This window comes from Terriglobia bacterium, from assembly GCA_020072815.1.
Lineage (GTDB): Bacteria > Acidobacteriota > Terriglobia > Terriglobales > Acidobacteriaceae > Angelobacter.
The window spans coordinates 230,104-249,357 of the sequence record JAIQGE010000012.1 but is presented as its reverse complement, the minus strand read 5'-3'; the positions used below and the strand labels follow the sequence as shown (position 1 = coordinate 249,357).

At 59.0% G+C, this 19,254-nt stretch carries 24 protein-coding genes; 1 reads left to right on the top strand and 23 read right to left on the bottom strand.

Features of this window, described 5'->3' with window-relative positions; genetic code table 11:
* Positions 1-158 precede the first annotated feature (158 nt).
* From LAO20_16350 to LAO20_16270, 17 genes are all read right to left on the bottom strand, one after another.
* Positions 159-473 carry a hypothetical protein gene (locus LAO20_16350; GenBank protein ID MBZ5533002.1) on the bottom strand — a complete coding sequence of 105 codons (315 nt, stop codon included), beginning with the start codon at positions 471-473 and terminating at the stop codon, positions 159-161.
* Positions 421-678: a prepilin-type N-terminal cleavage/methylation domain-containing protein gene (locus LAO20_16345; GenBank protein ID MBZ5533001.1), complete on the bottom strand. Its 258-nt coding sequence runs from the start codon at positions 676-678 to the stop codon at positions 421-423. Before LAO20_16345 ends, LAO20_16350 begins: the two co-directional genes overlap by 53 nt.
* A gap of 344 nt (positions 679-1,022) precedes the next feature.
* Positions 1,023-1,337 (bottom strand): hypothetical protein, encoded by a 315-nt coding sequence (locus LAO20_16340; protein ID MBZ5533000.1) that lies wholly within the window; start codon positions 1,335-1,337, stop codon positions 1,023-1,025.
* Positions 1,285-1,524 (bottom strand): prepilin-type N-terminal cleavage/methylation domain-containing protein, encoded by a 240-nt coding sequence (locus LAO20_16335; GenBank protein ID MBZ5532999.1) that lies wholly within the window; start codon positions 1,522-1,524, stop codon positions 1,285-1,287. The genes LAO20_16340 and LAO20_16335 overlap by 53 nt, the downstream gene beginning before the upstream one ends.
* Positions 1,525-1,915: 391 nt before the next feature.
* A complete protein-coding gene (locus tag LAO20_16330) occupies positions 1,916-2,416 on the bottom strand; it encodes a single-stranded DNA-binding protein (GenBank protein MBZ5532998.1) in 501 nt (166 codons plus the stop codon).
* A 135-nt stretch (positions 2,417-2,551) separates the two neighbouring features.
* Positions 2,552-2,983, bottom strand: a complete 432-nt coding sequence (locus tag LAO20_16325; GenBank protein ID MBZ5532997.1) for a DUF420 domain-containing protein — start codon at positions 2,981-2,983, stop codon at positions 2,552-2,554.
* Positions 2,984-3,811, bottom strand: coding sequence for an ABC transporter permease (locus tag LAO20_16320; protein MBZ5532996.1), 828 nt, complete (start codon positions 3,809-3,811; stop codon positions 2,984-2,986).
* Entirely contained in the window at positions 3,812-4,819 is a 1,008-nt protein-coding gene (locus LAO20_16315) for an ABC transporter ATP-binding protein (GenBank protein MBZ5532995.1), read from the bottom strand.
* Positions 4,819-5,784: a heme o synthase gene (gene cyoE / locus LAO20_16310; GenBank protein ID MBZ5532994.1), complete on the bottom strand. Its 966-nt coding sequence runs from the start codon at positions 5,782-5,784 to the stop codon at positions 4,819-4,821. Before cyoE ends, LAO20_16315 begins: the two co-directional genes overlap by 1 nt.
* Positions 5,781-6,761 (bottom strand): COX15/CtaA family protein, encoded by a 981-nt coding sequence (locus tag LAO20_16305; protein ID MBZ5532993.1) that lies wholly within the window; start codon positions 6,759-6,761, stop codon positions 5,781-5,783. Before LAO20_16305 ends, cyoE begins: the two co-directional genes overlap by 4 nt.
* Positions 6,762-6,836: 75 nt before the next feature.
* A complete protein-coding gene (locus LAO20_16300) occupies positions 6,837-7,595 on the bottom strand; it encodes a DUF2012 domain-containing protein (protein MBZ5532992.1) in 759 nt (252 codons plus the stop codon).
* Positions 7,596-7,627: 32 nt separating this feature from the next.
* The gene (locus tag LAO20_16295) at positions 7,628-8,647 is read right to left on the bottom strand and encodes an isocitrate dehydrogenase (NAD(+)) (protein ID MBZ5532991.1); all 1,020 of its coding nucleotides are present in this window, start codon (positions 8,645-8,647) and stop codon (positions 7,628-7,630) included.
* A 10-nt stretch (positions 8,648-8,657) separates the two neighbouring features.
* A complete protein-coding gene (gene nrdR, locus LAO20_16290; GenBank protein MBZ5532990.1) occupies positions 8,658-9,155 on the bottom strand; it encodes a transcriptional regulator NrdR in 498 nt (165 codons plus the stop codon).
* Positions 9,156-9,238: 83 nt separating this feature from the next.
* Complete coding sequence (locus tag LAO20_16285) at positions 9,239-10,336, bottom strand: flippase-like domain-containing protein (protein ID MBZ5532989.1); 1,098 nt, start codon at positions 10,334-10,336, stop codon at positions 9,239-9,241.
* A gap of 90 nt (positions 10,337-10,426) precedes the next feature.
* Positions 10,427-11,233, bottom strand: coding sequence for a lytic transglycosylase domain-containing protein (locus tag LAO20_16280; protein MBZ5532988.1), 807 nt, complete (start codon positions 11,231-11,233; stop codon positions 10,427-10,429).
* Positions 11,234-11,341: 108 nt separating this feature from the next.
* Positions 11,342-12,190, bottom strand: a complete 849-nt coding sequence (locus LAO20_16275) for a Cof-type HAD-IIB family hydrolase (GenBank protein ID MBZ5532987.1) — start codon at positions 12,188-12,190, stop codon at positions 11,342-11,344.
* A 129-nt stretch (positions 12,191-12,319) separates the two neighbouring features.
* On the bottom strand, positions 12,320-12,538 hold the full coding sequence (locus tag LAO20_16270) for a hypothetical protein (protein MBZ5532986.1): 219 nt from the start codon (positions 12,536-12,538) through the stop codon (positions 12,320-12,322).
* Between the two features lie 264 nt (positions 12,539-12,802).
* Between LAO20_16270 and LAO20_16265 the strand changes: the two genes are divergently transcribed.
* Positions 12,803-13,507: a hypothetical protein gene (locus LAO20_16265; GenBank protein ID MBZ5532985.1), complete on the top strand. Its 705-nt coding sequence runs from the start codon at positions 12,803-12,805 to the stop codon at positions 13,505-13,507.
* A 16-nt stretch (positions 13,508-13,523) separates the two neighbouring features.
* Here the strand turns inward: LAO20_16265 and LAO20_16260 are convergent, their stop codons facing one another.
* From LAO20_16260 to tnpA, 6 genes are all read right to left on the bottom strand, one after another.
* Positions 13,524-14,228, bottom strand: coding sequence for an ABC transporter ATP-binding protein (locus tag LAO20_16260; protein MBZ5532984.1), 705 nt, complete (start codon positions 14,226-14,228; stop codon positions 13,524-13,526).
* A gap of 50 nt (positions 14,229-14,278) precedes the next feature.
* Positions 14,279-15,016 carry an ABC transporter ATP-binding protein gene (locus LAO20_16255; protein ID MBZ5532983.1) on the bottom strand — a complete coding sequence of 246 codons (738 nt, stop codon included), beginning with the start codon at positions 15,014-15,016 and terminating at the stop codon, positions 14,279-14,281.
* 1 nt (position 15,017) lies between these two features.
* On the bottom strand, positions 15,018-16,001 hold the full coding sequence (locus LAO20_16250) for a branched-chain amino acid ABC transporter permease (GenBank protein ID MBZ5532982.1): 984 nt from the start codon (positions 15,999-16,001) through the stop codon (positions 15,018-15,020).
* Positions 16,002-16,023: 22 nt separating this feature from the next.
* Complete coding sequence (locus LAO20_16245; protein MBZ5532981.1) at positions 16,024-16,905, bottom strand: branched-chain amino acid ABC transporter permease; 882 nt, start codon at positions 16,903-16,905, stop codon at positions 16,024-16,026.
* 15 nt (positions 16,906-16,920) lie between these two features.
* Positions 16,921-18,057, bottom strand: coding sequence for an ABC transporter substrate-binding protein (locus LAO20_16240; protein MBZ5532980.1), 1,137 nt, complete (start codon positions 18,055-18,057; stop codon positions 16,921-16,923).
* Between the two features lie 418 nt (positions 18,058-18,475).
* A complete protein-coding gene (gene tnpA, locus LAO20_16235) occupies positions 18,476-18,919 on the bottom strand; it encodes an IS200/IS605 family transposase (GenBank protein ID MBZ5532979.1) in 444 nt (147 codons plus the stop codon).
* Between the last annotated feature and the right edge of the window lie 335 nt (positions 18,920-19,254).

Here is a 19,254-nt window from a genome sequence, read left to right as displayed (position 1 = left end):
GTCCCGCGTGACGCGGAAGTGACAAAAAATGTTATCTGAATGAACGGCAATTTCACATGATCCTATAAAAGTAAGAGGACATGGCTTTCACCATGTCCTCCGTTTTGGCTCATACCCTCCCCCAGGTACTTGCCGAAAAACTCCGAGTTGAAGCAGGCTTACTGAGTAGCCTGGTAAGTGGCGCCAGCGCAGACCGTGGTAGATGCCGCGGCAGAGATCTGGACCGGTGTGACCAGGCGGCGCACTACGCCGTCGGTGATGGAGCAGAACGCGGTGTTGCCGGAGGTGCCCCAGTTGGTGGCGGCTGCGGTGACCGCGTAGTCGGGCAGCGGACCCGGATTGGCAGGCGCGTTGCCGGTGATGTAATACGAGTAGCCGGATTTCGGACACGGACCGGCGTCGCTGCAGCCCACAATGGCGTCAATCAGGCAGGCGCTGTCCTGCGTAACGTTGGCGGGAACGGTGCAATCCACCTTCGCGGTGCCAGGCCCAAGTTTGGCCAATGGTGAGGTAAGCAACCTCAGAAGTGTTGACGGTGCGGACGGTGCTGGCGGCAGCGGAATCGTTGGCTGCCATACGCGACCGGAGCAAGCTGGGAATTGCAATTGCGGCGATGATCAAAATGATCGCTACCACAATCAGCAGCTCGATCAATGAAAAGCCTTTCTGTTTACGCATGGAGATCTCCTCTACAAATTCTAGGCCGTGGCTTTATGAAAACTCCGCTGTGCGCGAGACGACCACTTGTGCCTTCGAGCCTGGATAGTGCACTTTACGGGCCACCGCCGGGGGAGTCGGTGCCTTTTCTGGTTCAAGTCCAGCCAAAAAAAAGACTTACTCGCAGCCAGGTCAGTACTATGCATTAGGGGACTTTCAGTGAGTTTGGGCGATTTTAATGACAAATAATGTCATACGTTTGACATATTCTCGCAAACAAAGAGGACATGGCTTTCACCATGTCCTCCGTTTTGGCTCATACCCTCCCCCAGGTACTTGCCGAAAAACTCCGAGTTGAAGCAGGCTTACTGAGTAGCCTGGTAAGTGGCGCCAGCGCAAACCGTGGTCGATGCCGCGGCAGAGATCTGGACCGGTGTGACCAGGCGGCGCACTACGCCGTCCGTGATGGAGCAGAACGTGGTGTTACCGGAGGTTCCCCAGTTGGTGGCGGCTGCGGTGATCGCGTAGTCGGGCAGCGGACCCGGATTGGCGGGCGCGTTGCCGGTGATGTAATACGAGTAGCCGGATTTCGGACACGGACCGGCGTCGCTGCAGCCCACAATGGCGTCAATCAGGCAGGCGCTGTTCGCGCCGACGTTGGCGGGAACGGTGCAATCCACCTTCGCGGTGCCAGGTGAGGTAAGCAACCTCAGAAGTGTTGACGGTGCGGACGGTGCTGGCGGCAGCGGAATCGTTGGCTGCCATACGCGACCGGAGCAAGCTGGGAATTGCAATTGCGGCGATGATCAAAATGATCGCTACCACAATCAGCAACTCGATCAATGAAAAGCCTTTCTGTTTGCGCATGGATAAAATCTCCCTCTTTGGAATCCTCGGAATCCTCAAACTCTTTGAGTACTGACGTACTTGACTGAACTTGAGAGAACTCAACGTTCCTTTACATTTTGCAATCCGAATACCTTTCGACTGAGACCCTGCAGCAAGGCCCAGATTGGTCCATCTAAATAATTGATTTGAAGCGAGATATCGAATCAATCGTATTGGAGAACGCTGGGGTTGACTCTTCCTGATTTTAACCGCAAAGTGACATAAAATGTCAATCTGGGCGCAAGAAGTGACAAAGGGAAGCCAGACCCGCCAAGGGAGCGTCCGCGCAGGGCTGCAGGAAGGCACTTGCGCGCTCTCTCGGGTCGCAGCCTTGCTCGGGTTTGCGCTCTTGGCCGCGCGGATTGCCGCGCTAAAAGGGAATATCTTCGTCAGTGATTTCCGCCGAATGCGCTACCTCATCAGTGTGTTGTGTCCGCTGGTCCATGGAACTTGCCCCGGCGCTGGACGCACCGCCACCCGCATGCGAGGCCCCGCCGCTGCGCGAGAACTTTCCTTCGCCGCCTTCGCTGTCGCCCCGACCGCTGAGCAGAACCAACTCCTGGGCCACAATCTCAGTACGGTACTTCTTCTCTCCGCTCTGCTTGTCTTCCCAACTGGAGGTTTGCAGCTTGCCTTCCAGATAGACTTTGGAGCCTTTCTTCACGTACTCGCCCACAATCTCCGCCAGTCGCTGCCAGGCCACAATGTTGTGCCACTCAGTGCGCTCCTGCCACTCGCCGCTCTTGTCTTTGAACTTTTCGTTGGTGGCGATGCTGAACTTGGCAACCGGGACGCCGTTGGGCGTGTACTTTACTTCAGGGTCTTTGCCCAGGTTCCCGACGAGAATCACTTTGTTTACGCTGCGTGCCATGAGAGTTTCGTTCCCTTCAAGAATTTTCCGTCAATATATCAGGCCGCGAAGATTTGTCAAAAGTCCCTAAGCCGCCGCGCGGCCTCGCTGCGCGCGCGAAGTGCGTGGCACGCGGCGTCTCAGCATCTTAGCTTCTTATGCATGCGCGCCGTAAATGCGGTACAGCATTATATAGACCACCACGCCGGTCACCGACACGTAAAGCCAGATGGGGTACGTCCAGCGGGCGATCTTGCGATGGCGGTCAAATTTTTCGCGCAGGGCAAAAGTGAGGGTCGTCAGCGCCAGCGGGGGGACAGCAGCCGCCAGCACCGTGTGCGAGATCAGGATCGCAAAATAAACCGGACGCACCCAGCCTTGTCCGGGAAAACGCACGGAACCGACGTGGGCATGGTAGTAGAGATAGCAAACCAGGAAAATGCCCGACGTGATGACCGCGGCAATCATGCATGCGCGGTGGCGTGCGACTTGCTTGCGGGCAATGAAGGCCCGTCCGGTGAGTATCAGCACGGCGCTGGCGCCGTTGAGCGTGGCGTTGATGGCCGGGAAAATGGTTAAATCGGCCATTTAAGCCGCGGGGACCGTGCTGCGGCGGCTGGCGATCACAAACCCGGCAGCGAATACCAACACAGCGAACGCGGCCAGCACAGCGATGGATCCCCAAAGAGGCAGCGTAGTCGCCGGAGCAGTTGCGGGAAACATAGTGACCAGCAGCGCGTCCATGCCATACTTCAGCGGGTTGACGAGCATCAGCATCTTGATCCAGCCGGTGGCGCCGCTCATGGGGAACAGGGCCCCGGAAAGCAGCCACAGGGGGATCAGGAACAGATTGATGATGGCATGAAACCCCTGGGATGATTCCATCCGCCAGGCGATGGCAAAGCCCAGCGCGGTGAGCGCGAACGAAACCAGAAACGTGACCAGCGCGGTGATCAGGACCTGCTCCAGGCCCAGTCGAATGCCGATGAACGGCGCGACCACCAGAAACAGCAGTCCTTGAATGGCGGAGAGCGTGGTGCCGCCCAGCACTTTTCCCAGCACGATCCCCGAGCGGTGAACGGGGGCCACCATCACGGAAAGAAGAAAGCCCTCATTGCGATCTTCAATGACTGACATCATGGTGAAGATGGAAGTGAAGAGGACGATCATCATCAGCGCGCCGGGAAAGAAATAGAGCAGGTAGTTGCCGGTGCCGATGGCGCCCGACTGCAATGACTTTCCAAAGCCCGCGCCGATGACCACCCAGAAGATGAGCGGTGAAGCAATCACGCCCACCACCCGCGCCGGCTGCCGGTAGAAGCGCACCACTTCGCGCCACCACAAGGTGAACGCGGGCAAGAACGGGTTCACGCGGGGTGCAACCGCCGCGGCGGGGGTGATGGCTGCCTGGACCATTTAGTGTTTCTCCTGTTGCGTCGCAGCTTCTTGCGCATCTTCCGTCCAGAAGCGATGGCCGGTGCGGGCAATGAACACGTCTTCCAAAGTCGGCTTGCTCACGGAGATGGACTGCACTTCACCGGGGAAGGCCTCCACCAGGTCAGGGACGAAGCGGTGGCCGTCCTTGCGCTCCATGCGGACTTTGTTCTCCAGCACCGTGGCGGCAACCTGGAATTTCTGCTTGATGCGCGCCGCCAGTGACGCCGGGTCGCCAGTTTCGAGGACGATCACGTCGCCGCCAATTTCGCTGCGCAATTCCAGCGGCGTTCCCAAGGCGACCACTTGGCCTTCGCTCAAGATGGCCAGGCGATCGCAACGCTCGGCTTCTTCCATAAGATGCGTGGTCACGATGACCGAAACGCGCTCCTGCGTACGCAATTCATGCAGGTATTGCCACAAATCGCGACGCGCGCCGGGATCAAGCCCTGTTGTAGGTTCGTCCAGCAACAGTACGCTGGGATGATGCATGAGTCCTTTGGCCAGTTCCACGCGCCGCCGCATGCCGCCGGAGAAGGTTTCCACGCGATCGCCAGCGCGGTCGGCCAGTCCCACGCGGGCCAGCATTTCCTGTATCCGCGACTTGAGTTCGCTCCCATGCAGCCCGTAAAGATGGCCCTGATGCCAGAGATTTTCCGCCGCGCTCAACTTGATGTCCACGCTCTGCGACTGAAAGACGACTCCGATGCGGCGGCGCACATCGTCAGGTTGCGTGGCGGCATCGCAGCCGCCGACCAGGGCGCGTCCGCTGGTGGGCAGCATCAGCGTGGAGAGTATGCGGAACAGCGTGGTCTTGCCGCTGCCGTTGGGTCCGAGTAGAGCAAAGATTTCCCCAGCGCGGACGTCAAACGAAACTCCATTTAGCGCTACACGATCGCCGTAACTGTGGCGAAGCTCTTCCACCTGGATTACAGGGGAACCATCGCGGGCGGAAGGAGTTGAAGTCACATTGTCCAAGACAGTGGCCATTACGAGCGCACCACGTTGAGCATCATCAGCGCAAACAGGAGCGGCAGATAGATGATGGACGCCTGCAGCAGTTGCCGCGCCAGGCGCTGTGATTCGGGCGACGTGGTGGGCAGGTTGGTCCGCGCCAGCCGCAGAACAAACCACAAGAAACCCAGCCCCAGCAGCAACGCCCCGGCCAGATAGACCCTGCCGGACATGCGGAACAACACCGGCATCAAGCTCACCGGGATGAGCGCCGAGCCGTAGGAAATCATCTGCCGGACCACGCTGCGTCCGGCTTTGTCGACCACGGGAAGCATTTTGATTCCCGCGGCGGCGTAGTCGTCGCGATACATCCAGGCAATGGCCTGAAAGTGGGGGAACTGCCACAGAAAGACAATCAGGAACAGGAACACCGCTTCGGGGTCCACGCGGCCGCGGACCGCGGTCCAGCCCAGGAGCGGCGGCATGGCTCCGGGAAAAGCGCCGACAAAGGTGGAAATTGGCGACACGGTTTTCAGCGGCGTGTAGAAGACCAGGTAGGCGACGGCGGTTGAAAGCGTTAGGACACCGGTCAGCAGGTTGGTGGTGATCGCCAGGGAAATGGACCCGATCAACACGGCAGCGACGCCGGCAATCCATCCGGTAGCGGCGTCCATCCGGCCGGCCGGCAGCGGGCGGTCCTTGGTGCGCTTCATCAGCGCGTCCAAGCGGCGCTCCAGCACTTCATTCAGGGCCGCGGCGCCGGCGGACGTCAAACCAATTCCCCACAGCGCGTTCAGCAGGTTCCAAGTAAGCCAGGGCTCGTTGCTTTTGGCCGCGCCCATGTAGTAGCCGGCCCAGGCAGTCATCACCAGCAGGGAAGTCACGCGAACTTTGAAGAGCTGAGCGTAGTCGCCGAGCAGAGAATGTTTTTTTCTCGCCACCGGCGCCACGCTGACGGCGGCCACCGCTTCCTGCTCCACGAGTTGCTGCGCGGTGCTCATGCGTTGGCCTTCTTTCTGCGGCTGTCAATGGGAAGGACTTGCCCCGAGTCGCTGGTATGGCGGTAGGTTTGGATGGTCAGCACAAAAGCAAACGCCAGTATCAGCGCACCCACTCCCAGATGGGCCACCGTGATCCCCACCAGGGCCAGCGTGGGCTGCGCTTCATCCACGCCCAAAACCACGCGGACCACGTAAGCGCTGATGCCCAGCATCATCTGCACAATCATGAGCAACAGGAGCCAAAGCGCCGGGCGTTTCAGGTGAGCGATGTTTTGATGTTTGCTGAGGACCCGCAGGCTCACATACACAATCAGGCCGGCGACCAGCAGCGAATTCAAAATGTGTGGATAAAGGAACATGTGCACGATCTTTTTCGCCGGCCACTGTGCGGAACCTACCGGGCCCCACTTGGTCCACACGTGGCGGAACGCCGCGCCCAGAACCAGTTGCAGGTAAAGGAAGCCGATCAGCATCCAGCTATGGCGGATGAGCGGAGCCGCGTCCTGTTTGGTGATGCTTGCCGCGGGTTCTTCCAGCCAGCTCCGGCCGGTAAAGACGGCGATGGCCGCCAGCACGCAGAACATGGTCTGGCCGACGACGCCGTGCGCGGTGGAGATGGCTGGAGGAAGAAAATTCAGCACGGTCAGACCACCCAGCACGCCCTGAAATACCACGCCCAACACGGCGCCCACGGTCAGCGTGCGCATCCAGCGGCGCTGGTCCACCATCCATGTCCAGACGGCGGCAATAATGGTCAGCAGGCCCACGATCTCGGCGAACACGCGGTGGCCGTGCTCAAACTTCACGCCGCCGATCATGCGCGGCATCTTGTACAGCGAGCCAAAGCTGGTGGGCCAGTCGGGGACGGCCAGACCTGCGTTGTTGCTGGTAACCAGCCCGCCGGCAATCAGCAGCAGAAAGGCCGCAATCGCGACGAACAGAGTAAACCAGTGATGGGCCGGTTTGTAGGGGGACAACTCCAGAACTTCTCCTTGGGAAACCTCTCATTTTAGCATCTGGATTCAGTTCGGCCCGAACCGGACGGAGAGATTCTACGGCCGTGGCGTAAAAGTGAACGCGGCCTTCGCGCTCTCTTTGGCCGCCACCTTCACCTGCACGGTCTGCTCGCCGAACTTTTCATGAACGGCGAGTAACGTATAGTCGCCCGGTGGCAGATCCTTGATCTGGAAGCTGCCGTCTTCGCCGCTGACCGCAAAGTAAGGATGGGTCATCACGTTCACCGACGCGCGCATCCACGGGTGTTGGTTGCACTGCAGCACCATATTCATTTCCGGCTTGGCGAAGGTTTTGATGATGGGCGGGTCAGTCGGCATCTGGCTCTCATTCCACTCCGGGTTGGCGCCCGGCATGTTGTGGATGTTGTGGTCCGCGGTGTCGGTGTTGGTGACCTTAAACGGCTGTCCGGTCATGACGCCCATCACCCGCGGGACGTAGCGGCAGCCCTTTTGCGTCAAAACAACCGGTTCCGGCGGAATGGCGAACGATCCTGCGGGCAGCCCGGCTTTTACGTACACAAATACATTGGCCAGTTTGCCGTTCTTGACCACCACGGTTTCCGCAGGCTGCGGCTTGGGCGGACAGCCGGGGTCGGCGCTCATGTCCAGCGTCGCCAACTTGGGGACAACGCCTTTGAAACTGACAACACCGCTGATGCTGCCGGCGGTAGTGGGATCAACCACGATGACGTTGGCTTTGGCGGGCGTCGCAGAAACAGGTTGCGGCGCGGTTTCAGACTTGTTGCAGCCGGCGAACAGCAAAGCCAGAAGCGTGACCGGGAGTACGATTCGCATAGGTTGATTATTCTAAATCGGAGACGGCTGGTCTAGCTGGTAACAGGGACGGCCGCCATGTTGGCGATGACCGCGTCAGCAAATTCTGTGGTGCCGGAAGTCCCGCCTACGTCGCGCGTGATGTGCAGCTTCTCCTTGTAGGTCTTTTCCAGCGCGGTATAGATGGCGTCGGCGGCTTCCACTTCATGCAGATGACGCAGCATCAGAATGGCTGACTGCAACAGCGCGGTGGGGTTGGCCAGGTCCTTGCCGGCGATGTCCGGCGCGGAGCCGTGTACGGCCTCAAAGATGGCGCAGCCATCGCCCAGGTTGGCGCCCGGAACCAGGCCCAGCCCGCCCACAAATGCCGCGCAGAGGTCGGAAATAATGTCGCCGTAGAGGTTCTCCATCACCAGCGTGTCGTACTGGTAAGGGTTCATCACCAGCTGCATGCAAGTGTTGTCAATGATGTGCTCGGCGTAGGGAATCTCGGGATATTCGCGGGCGATGTCGCGGCAGCAACGCAGAAAAAGGCCGTCACTCATCTTCATGATGTTGGCTTTGTGGATGGCGTGGATTTTCTTGCGTTTTTCCCGCCGCGCGTACTCAAAGGCGAAGCGCGCAATGCGCGTGGAAGCTTTCTCCGTGATGATCTTCAGCGCTTCCACCACGCCGGGCACAACTTCATGCTCAATGCCGGAGTACTCGCCCTCAGTGTTTTCGCGGACAATGACCAGGTCCACGTTGGGAAAGCGCGTGGGCAGGGAAGGCAGGCTGCGGACCGGACGAAAATTAGCGTAAAGCTCAAATCGTCTGCGCAGGGCCACGTTGATGCTGGCAAAACCTTCGCCGATGGGCGTGGTGATGGGCCCTTTCAGCCCCAGGCCGGTGCGCTCGATGGATTCAATCAGCTCTTGGGGAATGTGCTGGCCGGATTTTTCGTAGGCCTTGCCCCCGGCGTCCACGGTTTCCCAGTCAATCTTGACTCCGGCCGCTTCCAGAATGCGGACCGTCGCGCGCGTTACTTCCGGGCCAATGCCGTCGCCCGGAATCAATGTCACCTTATGGGCCATGAGTCCTTGATTATTTCACGCCGGGTTTGGGTTTAGCTGCCGACTTGGGCTTTTCCGGATTAGCGCCGAGCCGTTCCAGTTCGCTGTGAAACTCGCTCACGTCCTGGAAGTCGCGGTACACGGACGCAAAGCGGATGTATGCGACTTTGTCAATTTGCTTGAGGCGGTCCATGATCTGCTCGCCGATGGCCGTGGAAGTCTGCTCCCGCTCCGGCGAATCCACCACAAACTGCTCCACCTCATTGACGATCTGCTCCAGCTTGCCCATGGAGACCGGCCGTTTCTCGCAGGCCCGGAGCAGCCCGTTGAGGACTTTCTTGCGCTCGAATTTCTCGCGGCGGCCGTCTTTCTTCACCACCATGTAGGGAATTTCGTCAATGCGCTCGTAGGTGGTAAAGCGCTTCTCGCACTTCATGCACTCGCGGCGGCGGCGGATGGATTCGCCTTCCTTGCTCTCGCGCGAGTCCACTACCTTGTCGTTCTCAAACCCGCAAAATGGACATTTCATGGATGCTTAAACGCAACTTCGGCTTGCAGATACGATAACTTTCAATTGTAGCAGGGAGCCCGCAACGCGCGGCTCCGCATGTCTTACCCCTCGGTGTGTGCGTCGGCCAAAGCTTTTTCTTCTTCGGCTTTGCTTTCCACTTCCAGCTTGGTGAAAGAGACGCGCTCAAAGTGCGCCAGCACCAACCCCGCCGGGATCACTGACATGAAAGTCACCAGCCAGAGCATCATGCCGCAGCTGATGGAAAGCTCCTTTGAGAACTGGAATATGCCCACCAGGATGCCGATGGTGGCCAACTGGGACCCGCCGCCCACAACCGGCAATTGCAGAACTCCGCCGGCCACGCTCGCGCCGGTCAACAGCAAAGCTTCAGAGATGGTCATCGCACTGATGCTGTCGTAGGCGCGCATCACGCAAACATAAGTGGCGCCGATGGTGATCCACAACAAGAGCGACAGCCCGAAGGCCTGGACGAAAGACTTCGCATCCTGAATCGTGTTGAGCCCTTCGCCAAAGGTATGAACGCGATGACCAACAGCGTGCGCCAGCTTGGGCGAAACGGGCTTGAGCAGGCGTTCGGTAAGTCCGGCCACCCGCTCCGGATTTCTTCGTACGCGAAATGCAAAGAACGATGCCGCCAATACTCCGATCAGTAACGTCCAACTGAAACCCTGAAATAGATTGAATGCCGAAACGTGGACGCCGAAGAATCTTCGTCCCGCTCCGCCGGCAAAACCCGGCAGGTCTTTCAATCCGGGTGAGACCAGAATGTTCACGGCCATGATGATGGCGAAAGCGCCCACATCAAACAGCCGCTCCACTACCCAAACGGCCAGTTGTGAAGACATTGTCAGCTTTACTTTGCGGGCAATCAGAAATGGCCGAATGAACTCGCCTGGGCGTCCCAGCAGCGCCATTCCCGTGAAACCGATCATCGTGGGGGCCAGCAGGCTTATCGCCTTGGCGTCGCACACCGGCCGCAGCAGGATCTTCCAGCGCAGCGCGCGCAGGAAGTAGTCGAAGTGGATGATCGCCACGCCCAGCGCGATCAACCCGATGTTCACGTCTTCCGTCTGCTCCCGGAAAGACTGCCAGTCAAACTTGCGCCAGGTCTTGAACTGCAAATAGATCAGTGCCGCCAGCGCCAGCAGGACCACAGTGATCAGGATTTTTTTCTTCATTGAGGGTCAGAGTTCCCGGGCCTATGCATCAGTCCGCGCGCGGGTTTTGCCCGCAACGCAAACACTGCTCTCATTCTAAATGGGAATTCTTCAGGCCGGCTTGCTGGACTTGGGAACGCTGGCTTGCTGCTTGCGCGGCGCCGCGGTCTTCTTCTGTGCCGCGTTGGGCTGCGCTGCGGTCTTGGCCGTAGCGTTCTTCGCCTGAGTCTTGGCGGCGTCGTTTTTCATCTGCGCACGTTTCTTGGCGTTGAAGTCACGGACAATCTTCGACACGTAGGCTCGTGTTTCGCGATATGGCGGAACGCCGTGGTACTGCTCCACGCGATGCGCGCCGGCGTTGTAGGCGGCCAGGGCTTTCACGGGATCGTTGCCGTACATGCTCAGCAGCGCTTTCAAATGGGCGGTGCCGGCCTCAATGTTGGCTTTGGGATCAAACGGGTCCGTCACCCCGAGCTTGGACGCGGTCTGCGGCATCAGTTGCATCAGTCCCTGCGCGCCTTTGTTGGACACCGCGCGCGGATGGAAGTTGCTCTCCGCTTTGATCACGCTGTTGACGAAGTCAGGATCCAACTGATGACGGCTGCTGGCTTCGCGCACTGCCTGGTCAATATCAGCCGACGTAAGCGCAGCGGCCACAGGAACAGGTTGGGCCACAGGTGGCGCCGGTGCTGATGTCGAAGCCAACGCGTCTGGCGGAACACTCATCGAAGGACCAGAGGGCGGCGCGACTGGTGAAGTCGCAAGCGCCGCAGGAGCCGGCGTTTCGTCTTTTTCATACGACGCAATGTCCGCCGTGGGCACGTCAATATAACCGCTGGCTGTAAACAGCCGGGTCATGCTGCCGGACTGTTGTTTGCGAACAAAAGAGATGGAAAAGCCGTTGCGCAGCACCGCCATCTCCGCCGCCGAAGCGGAGAGTTGTGCGGCCAGCAGCACCAGCGCAATTCCTATTGGTTTCGCAAAAGACATACTTCGCCCAAGTTAGCTATTGTGACCGAGATAGCCCTAGAAAGCCAGCCCTAAAATCTCTTCCAGGGCCTGGGCCACGCCGTTTTCCTCGTTAGTGGCCGTCACCGGCCATCCGAGTTGCCTCAGGGCCTCCGGCGCGTTCCCCATAACCACTGGAAGTCCTGCAAATTGAAGCATTTCCATGTCGTTATAGTTGTCGCCAATAGCCATGATCTGGCCCCGCGGGACGCCCTGCTTCTCCGCCCAGCGGCGCAGCGCATGGCCCTTGGAGCAACCCTGGTTCAGGATGTCCAGAATGGACAAATCGCGATGGTCATACTGCGTCCGCAGCATGGTGAACTCATCCACAAAAGGCGCTTCCGCCAAGCGATGCTGGGCTTCTTCCATGCGGGCCACACGTCCGCAGTACATGGCCTGGATGGGGTCTTCGCCATCCAGCGCGTCTTCCAGGCGAGCCACGCGATGAATGTGCGGCTCATTCACTTCCAGCCAGCGGGAGACGCTCTTGGTCAGCTCGTCCGTGCGCTCCAGCACCAGCGAGTCATGCCCGGAGCGGTCAAAGGTCAGCACGGCATGCCCGCGAAATCCGTCCATGTGGGCAACCAGCTTTCTGGCGATTCTGGCCGGCAAGCGGTTGGCGTAGAAAGTCTCGCCTTCCATGGAGCGAATCAGCGCCCCGTTGGAACTAGTCAAGCAGACCGGCACTCCCAGTTCTTTGGCCAGCGGCAGAGCGTAGTCATGCCGGCGGCCGGTCGCCAGCATGATCTGCACGCCGGCTGCGTGCACCGCCTGCAACGCGGCAAGATTGCGTGCCGGGACTTTGAAGCGGGAGTCAGTCAGGGTGCCGTCAATGTCCACGGCCAATAGGCGGATGCGTGTCTTCACTACATAGGATTGTAAGCTATGCCTGCCTGTGAGTTGTGGGGTCGAAAGGCGGCAGCATCGAAAAACCTGCGCGTCACCGCTGAAGATGCTACCGCCTCCTGCTGATGGCCGGGACTGAATCCGATCGTCTCATCCCCAGATGCCGAACGTGGGATCGTATTCCTTTTCCTTCTGGTCGTTGGTCTTCGCCGGCTTGGCCTGCTTCTTGGACTTCTTGGTGTTCTGTTTCACTTCTTTCTGGGTCATGGTGGTTGAGTTGTTGTCGCCGCACTTGTCGGCGGGTTGAGCAAAGCTGGTCACCGACGTGGCCAGAAGCGCGATAACAAAAGTGCGAAGCAAAGTTTTCATGATCATCTCCGTTAGTTTCTTGATTTGGATTCAGGCTTCTTCTTAGTTGCCTTGCGCGGAATGGGATTACGGAGTTGCGCGGAAGCTGCAAGCTTTTTTGCGCGGGGCGCCGGTTAGCGACTCCCGGAAATCGCTCGCTCATCACGAACTCTCCATCCGTCACTTTCCTAAACTGAACTGCGGCGCGCTTATTCCCGCAACTCAGAGAAAAAGTCCGAGCATGGGCTACACTTGCTGCTGGAGCCGAGATGGGCTGGAGAGACGATGGCAAAATTTGATTTGGGAAAAACCCAGCAAGTCCTGGACTTATTCAAGGTAGATCGCGACGACCGCGACCAAGCGTGGAGAGAAAAATTCTACGCGGTAATCCCGGACGCCAGCATGGCCACGCCCGCTGACCAGGTGCTGCAGGGCCCCGACGGCTTTCCTTACTTTGTCCTGAACCTGCCTCCGGCGGAGCAGGCATTTGAGACGTTTTGTCTCTCGCACATTTTAGAAACCTGTCTCGCGGAAGGGTTCGGCGTGGTGATCCAGCCAGATCCGCAGCCGCCTGAGTGGGTCTTTCCTTACGGCCTGCTGTGGAGTCTGAAAGAGTTTGGGACGTTTGAAGTCGCCGAGCCTGGCGCCGGTGACGAAGCCGAGGCACCGGATGGCGACGCGTCATCTTCAACGCAAAGCATTCTGGTCACCCAGCCCAGCGAAGCTTTTTTCCCGCCCTACGCGCGCAAGGTGATCCGGCAATTTTTGGAAAAGAAAACCGGCAGCGCGGACTTGAAAGTCCTGCTGCTGAACGATCCCGGCAAAACTCCGGCACAGTCTCTGGTCTTCTCAGTGTTTGCCGAAGACTTTGATAACCAGGAACAATTTGGCAGCATCATGTACCGGCTGACCTGGTTCCTGCCGCCGCACTATGGATTGATCTCCATCAGCAAGGATTCGGAGTTTGTGAAGAGTCTGCAGCCGCTGTGAATGGCGCGGATGAACGCTACAGCCCCAGATACGCCGCCCTCACCATTTCATTCTTGAGGAGATTGGCGGAGGTATCTTCCAGCAGCACCGAGCCGGTCTGGATCACATAGCCGCGGTCGGCGATGCTGAGCCCGCTGACCACGTTCTGTTCCACAATCATCATGGTGATTCCGGTGCGGCGCACTGCCTGGATTTTGTCGAAGACCTCGTCCACTACTTTCGGCGCCAGGCCGAGCGAAGGTTCGTCCAGCAAAAGAAGTTTTGGTTTGGCCATGAGGCCACGGGCGATGGCCACCATCTGCTGTTCGCCGCCGGAAAGCGTGCCGGCCATTTGGTTCATTCGCTCACCCAGGCGGGGAAAGAGCGCGAGCTGTTCTTCCATGGCTTGCTTCATGGTGGCGCGAGCGCGCGGCGTGTAGGCGCCGAGCGAAAGATTTTCCCGCACTGTGAGGAAAGGGAAGACCTGGCGGCCTTCCGGCACGTGGCTTACTCCCATCGCTACCATTTTGTGAGCAGGGACGCGCGAAACGTCTTGTCCTTCAAAACGCACCGTCCCGGAAGCGGCAGGCTTCAGGCCGGAGATCACCCGCAGCAGCGTGGTCTTGCCCGCGCCGTTCGAGCCGATGAGCGTCACGATTTCTCCGGCGGCAACTTTCAGCGTCACGCCGAACAAGGCCTGCAAGTCGCGGTAGTAGGCCGTGACGTTGCTGAGTTCCAGCAGCGGCGTGGTCGGCGCTGCGCCGGACGAGTTCGCCGGATTCGTCGCCGCGCTCAATGCACCATCTCCTTGTATTTGGCGCCCAGGTAGGCAACGATGACCGCCGGGTCTTTCACCACGTCGGCGGGCTTGCCCTCAGCGATTTTCGCGCCGTAATCCAGCACCACCACGCGATCAGAGATCTTCATCACCACTTGCATCACGTGTTCCACGCCGCCCACCACGCTCACGCCCCACTCCGGCAGACGCTTGATCAGGTCGGCCAGGGCCAGGGCTTCGCTGGTGGTCAGACCGGAGACCACTTCGTCCAGCAGGATGAGTTTGGGCTTGGTGGCCAGGGCGCGGGCGATCTCCAGGCGCTTCAGCGCAGCCAGCGGCAGCCCGCGCGCCGGGAAGTTTTTGATGTGCGACATTTGCAGAAAGTCCAGGATCTTGGCCGCCTCGTCTTCCGCCTGATGCAGATGACCGGTGTGCATGAACGCTCCCAGCATCACATTTTCCAGGACGGTGAGACTGGGCAGCGGCTTCACGATCTGGAAGGTGCGGCCCACGCCCAGCCGGGCGGACACATGCGGCTTGGCGCGCGTGATGTCGTGACCATGAAAAAGGATGGTCCCTTCTTCCGGGTGGAAGAAGCCGCTGATCAGGTTGAAGACCGTGGTCTTGCCCGCGCCGTTGGGACCGATGACGAACAGGATCTCGCCTTCGCCCATATGAAACGACACGTCTTTTACGGCGCGCAGCCCGCCAAAGCGCTTGGAGACGTTGCGGAGTTCAAGAATGGTGTCCACGTCAGTCGCCTCCCTGGGCCGGAGCCGTGGCCGGCGCGGCGCTGGCCGGGGGCTTGGCTTTGCGTTGCAGCAACTGTTGCAGGCCGCCCACAATGCCTTCCGGCAGGAACAGCACCACCACTACGATCAATACGCCGTAAATAAGAAGATGGCTTTCCTGAAACTTGTTTTTGAACAACTCTGACGCCGAGAGCAGAAGCACCGCTCCCACCACCGGTCCCAGGAGCGTGCCTGCGCCGCCCAGCATGGTGATGATGGCGATCTGCACCGAAATCTCCACGGTAAGAACGCTGTCCGGGACAATAAACTGGAAAGCGCTGCCGTAGAGCGCTCCGCCCAGCGCGGTCAAGAAAGCGCTGACCATGAGCGCGCGCAATTTGTAGTTCGCGGTATCAATGCCCACGGCGCTGGCCGTCTCTTCATCTTCGCGGATGGCCATCAGGTAGTAGCCGAAGCGCGAGTGCGACGTCCAGGCATTCACCAGAAAACTGACAAAAGCCAGCGCCACGGCGGAAAGATAAAACATCTTCCAGAAAGATTTTGGCTGGAACAGCGCCGGCGTGCTTAGCCCGATGGCCCCTCCGGTGGAGACAAGGTTCGTCGCCGTCAAGCGCAGCACTTCGCCAAAGGCGATGGTCGAAAGCGTGAAGTACGGGCCGCGCAGACGAAACACCACCGATCCAATGAGCGCGGCAAAACCGGTGGCCACGCCAGCGGCGAGCAGTACGGAAAGCCAGACGGGAACGTGGTGGGCATAAAACATGGCCATGCCGTAGGCGCCCACGCCAAAGAAGGCCACATGGCCCAACGAGAGCTGACCGGCGTAGCCGCCGACCAGGTTCCAGGCCAGTCCCAGCGCGGCGAACAACATGATGCGGAAGACCACCTGCAACACGTAGTCGTTGGGGACCAGCAGCGGGACCGCGGCGCAGGCCAGCGTCACGCCCAGCAGAGCGAAGATTTTCCATCCGCGAAGCGCGCTCATGCGTGTTGTCTCCCCAGCGTGCTCATGCGCGCTGCCTTCCAAAGATTCCGCTGGGTTTGAGCGACAGCACCAGCAGGAACAGCACAAAGTCCACGGCCAGCGCCCACTGCTGGCCCAGGTAAGCGCTAGTCAGGCTTTCCGCTACGCCCAGCGCCAGCCCGCCAATGGCCGCGCCTTCAATCGAACCCATGCCGCCCAGCACTACGATCACAAAGGCCTTCAGCGTATAGTCTTCGCCCACACTGGGAAACAGATAGAGCGCGGGAAGCAGAAGTCCGCCGGCGAGTCCGGCCATGGCAATGCCCAGAGCAAAGCTGAAGCCTTGAATCAGCGTGACGTTGATGCCCATCAGCGGCGCGACTTCGCGGTTCTGCGCGATCGCGCGCAACGCCTGCCCCGTCCGGCTGCGCACCACAAACTGCTGCAAGCCGACGATGAACACTCCGGCGATGGCAAACGACATCAGCGCGGCGCGGTTCAGGGTGAACGGGCCAAAGCCGAACGGCGGGCGGTTGGTGAGATCAATGATGGTCTGGTGGTAGTCGGCGCCAAATTTGAGTTGAATGCTATCCACCAGGATCAGGGCAATCCCGGTAGTCATGAGGATCTGCATGAAGTCTGAGCGGTCGCGGATGGGCTGGATGAGCAGCTTGTACACCACCCATCCGAACGCGAACAGAAAAGCTCCCGACGCCAGAAACCCGATGTAAGGATTGAGCTGCAGCCGGTCAAACAGCACCCAACTGACGTACATGCCGACCATAAGAAACGCGCCGTGAGCGAAGTTCACGATGCGCATGACGCCGAAGATCAGCGCCAGGCCCATGCCGATCAGCGCGTAGAGCGCGCCGGTCAGCAGGCCGTCCATGCCGGCTTGCAGGAAATCAGTCAGGAACCGGGGCAAGCTGGGCTGCCCTCCTTATTTGCGCTGCGTCCACTTGGGCGCGGGAATAATCGGTTTAGCCTGGGCGATGTCCGGAGGATAGACCACCTTGTACTGTCCGCCTTGCACCTGAGTGATCAGTACCGGGTGCTGGTTCTGCCCCGTGGCGTCAAACTTGATGGGCCCAAACGCGCTGGTCTTGAGGTTCAGGTTCTTGATGGCATCGCGAATCTTGGCGGCGTCCGTTGACTTGGCTTTGTTGATGGCCTCCACCGCGGTGTGCAGCGACTGGTAAGCCTGCATGGCGTGATACTGCGGATGGGAGTTGTAGCGCTTGAAGTACTCGGCGTCAAATTCCTTCGATCCCGGCCAGGGAGCTTCCGGCAGCCACTGGGACACTGACAGCGTGAACTCGGCGTTGCGGCCCGCGCCCTTGGCGGTAGGAAATTCTGCGGCGGAGAAGCCGGTGCCGGCGGCGGTGTAGTACTTGGGATTCAGGTCCACTTCCATGGATTGCCGCATCAGCGTGGTGGCGTCCAATAGGTATGAGCAGAAGTAAATCACGTCAGGATTCTTGTCTTTAACGCGACGCAGCACAGCTTTGTAGTCCGGGGCTTTGGCCTCATATTCTTCCGTGGCCAGCACCTTGATGCCGGCGGCCGTGGCGGCATCTCTCATGGCCTGCATGTTGGCCTGTCCGAAATTGGTCTTCTCGTACACAATGACCATGGTCTTGGGATCGCCGTTCTTCTTGAGAAACGCAATCCATTCCTTGGCGTAGGCGGTGGCTCCGGCGCAGATGCGGAACACCCAGGGCGACTTGGAATCCATCACGTTGTCAGCGGTGGCGGTGGGGATCAGCAGCGGGATCTGGTGCGTGGTTACCGGACCAATAATGGCCTTGGTGTTTTCGCTGGAATACGCGCCCAGCAGCATGGCCACGTGGTCCTGGTCCACCAGCTTGGAGACGCCTTGCACCGCCTGGTCCGGCTTGCTCTGGTCGTCATACCAATCGAGTTCGATTTTCTTGCCCAGCACGCCGCCCTTGGCGTTGATTTCATCCAGCGCGATGGAGTAGCCGTTCTTGTGGGCTTCGCCAAAAGCCGCCTGGCTGCCGGTGAGCGACGTGATCACGCCAATCTTGATGGTGCCTTGGGCCTGCAAAGGGGGCACAGATCCCAGAACCAAGCTGAAGCCTATAAGAATTGTTGCAGCCGCTGTAGAGCGCAAACCAGCACGCATGGAGCTCCTCCCGGGGAGAAATCTAACTCGCGTCGCGCATTATACATTCTTGCGAGCCAGTAATTCTGTACAGAGAGGGACGAAAGGAATGTGATGGGAGTCACGGACGAGGGAGGAAAGAAGGCCTACTCGTCCGCTCTCCGGCTGGAAAGCGCGTAAAGCACACGAATCTCTGAAGGAAACTCTCAGCATTGGCGAGTGCCAACTGCAGACAGATTATTGCGAGGAAATGGATGAGATACTTGAAAAGTTGACGGCGAATGAGCGCCGTAGGCGCGTTATAACGGTAGCCCAGGCCGTAAGGCCTGGGCTTAGGTTCGCAGAGGGGCGAGCCCCGTAGGCGGCGGCACTAACCGAAGACGTGTTTGGGATCGAAGTCGATCCCGTGCTTTCTGAGCAATACGAGAAGCTCGTCCTCAAAGCTCATCTTGCGATGATGAATTTCCTGATTCAAAACGTATTTCTTCACTGCCGGAACGTTCGACGCGCTTACAGCGAACGAACTGAAGCCTTCCTGCCAGGCAAATTTGATCCCCTGCTGGTTCATCCACCGTGAGGAGTTCGATTTCAGCAGATTGACCGCTTTTGATACGGACATGCTCGGCGGCAGCTCTACCAGGGCATGAACGTGGTCTTCCATTCCGCCGATGGCAAGTCCCACGATGTTCACGTTCCGGCAAATGCCCATTGTGTAACTCCAGAGTTGCGCCTGGAGTCCTTTTGCGATCAGTTTTCTGCGTCCCTTGGTGCTGAATACGATGTGAAAATGGTTCTTGCTGTAGGTATGTGACAAGTGTCGCCCCTCCGGGGCTTCAGATTCTACATCCGTTTTCCCAGGCCTTACGGCCTGGGCTACCGTTATGGCGCGCCTGCGGCGCTTTATTTCCTGGTAACAAATTCAAAAAGCCAGGGCGATAAGACGAATAATGAAGAAATTCGGCAATGTCTCTAAGACCGTGTTGATGAGCTGCTGCAGGCGGCGTAGCCTATAAATATTGGGGACTTGATTCCATGCAGCCATATCCAAAACTTCGAGTTAGAGGTGGAATCGAAGAAAAGCTCTGTTCAACCTGCCGCACATGGAAACCGCTTACGGATTTTTCGCCCGGAGGCAAAAGCCACGAAGGA

Coding starts and splice junctions, on each gene's coding strand:
- LAO20_16345 (MBZ5533001.1), bottom strand. CDS start 678: ATGCGTAAACAGAAAGGCTTTTCATTGATCGAGCTGCTGATTGTGGTA.
- LAO20_16335 (MBZ5532999.1), bottom strand. CDS start 1,524: ATGCGCAAACAGAAAGGCTTTTCATTGATCGAGTTGCTGATTGTGGTA.
- LAO20_16330 (MBZ5532998.1), bottom strand. CDS start 2,416: ATGGCACGCAGCGTAAACAAAGTGATTCTCGTCGGGAACCTGGGCAAA.
- LAO20_16325 (MBZ5532997.1), bottom strand. CDS start 2,983: ATGGCCGATTTAACCATTTTCCCGGCCATCAACGCCACGCTCAACGGC.
- LAO20_16320 (MBZ5532996.1), bottom strand. CDS start 3,811: ATGGTCCAGGCAGCCATCACCCCCGCCGCGGCGGTTGCACCCCGCGTG.
- LAO20_16315 (MBZ5532995.1), bottom strand. CDS start 4,819: ATGGCCACTGTCTTGGACAATGTGACTTCAACTCCTTCCGCCCGCGAT.
- cyoE (MBZ5532994.1), bottom strand. CDS start 5,784: ATGAGCACCGCGCAGCAACTCGTGGAGCAGGAAGCGGTGGCCGCCGTC.
- LAO20_16300 (MBZ5532992.1), bottom strand. CDS start 7,595: ATGCGAATCGTACTCCCGGTCACGCTTCTGGCTTTGCTGTTCGCCGGC.
- LAO20_16295 (MBZ5532991.1), bottom strand. CDS start 8,647: ATGGCCCATAAGGTGACATTGATTCCGGGCGACGGCATTGGCCCGGAA.
- nrdR (MBZ5532990.1), bottom strand. CDS start 9,155: ATGAAATGTCCATTTTGCGGGTTTGAGAACGACAAGGTAGTGGACTCG.
- LAO20_16285 (MBZ5532989.1), bottom strand. CDS start 10,336: ATGAAGAAAAAAATCCTGATCACTGTGGTCCTGCTGGCGCTGGCGGCA.
- LAO20_16280 (MBZ5532988.1), bottom strand. CDS start 11,233: ATGGCGGTGCTGCGCAACGGCTTTTCCATCTCTTTTGTTCGCAAACAA.
- LAO20_16270 (MBZ5532986.1), bottom strand. CDS start 12,538: ATGAAAACTTTGCTTCGCACTTTTGTTATCGCGCTTCTGGCCACGTCG.
- LAO20_16265 (MBZ5532985.1), top strand. CDS start 12,803: ATGGCAAAATTTGATTTGGGAAAAACCCAGCAAGTCCTGGACTTATTC.
- LAO20_16250 (MBZ5532982.1), bottom strand. CDS start 16,001: ATGAGCGCGCTTCGCGGATGGAAAATCTTCGCTCTGCTGGGCGTGACG.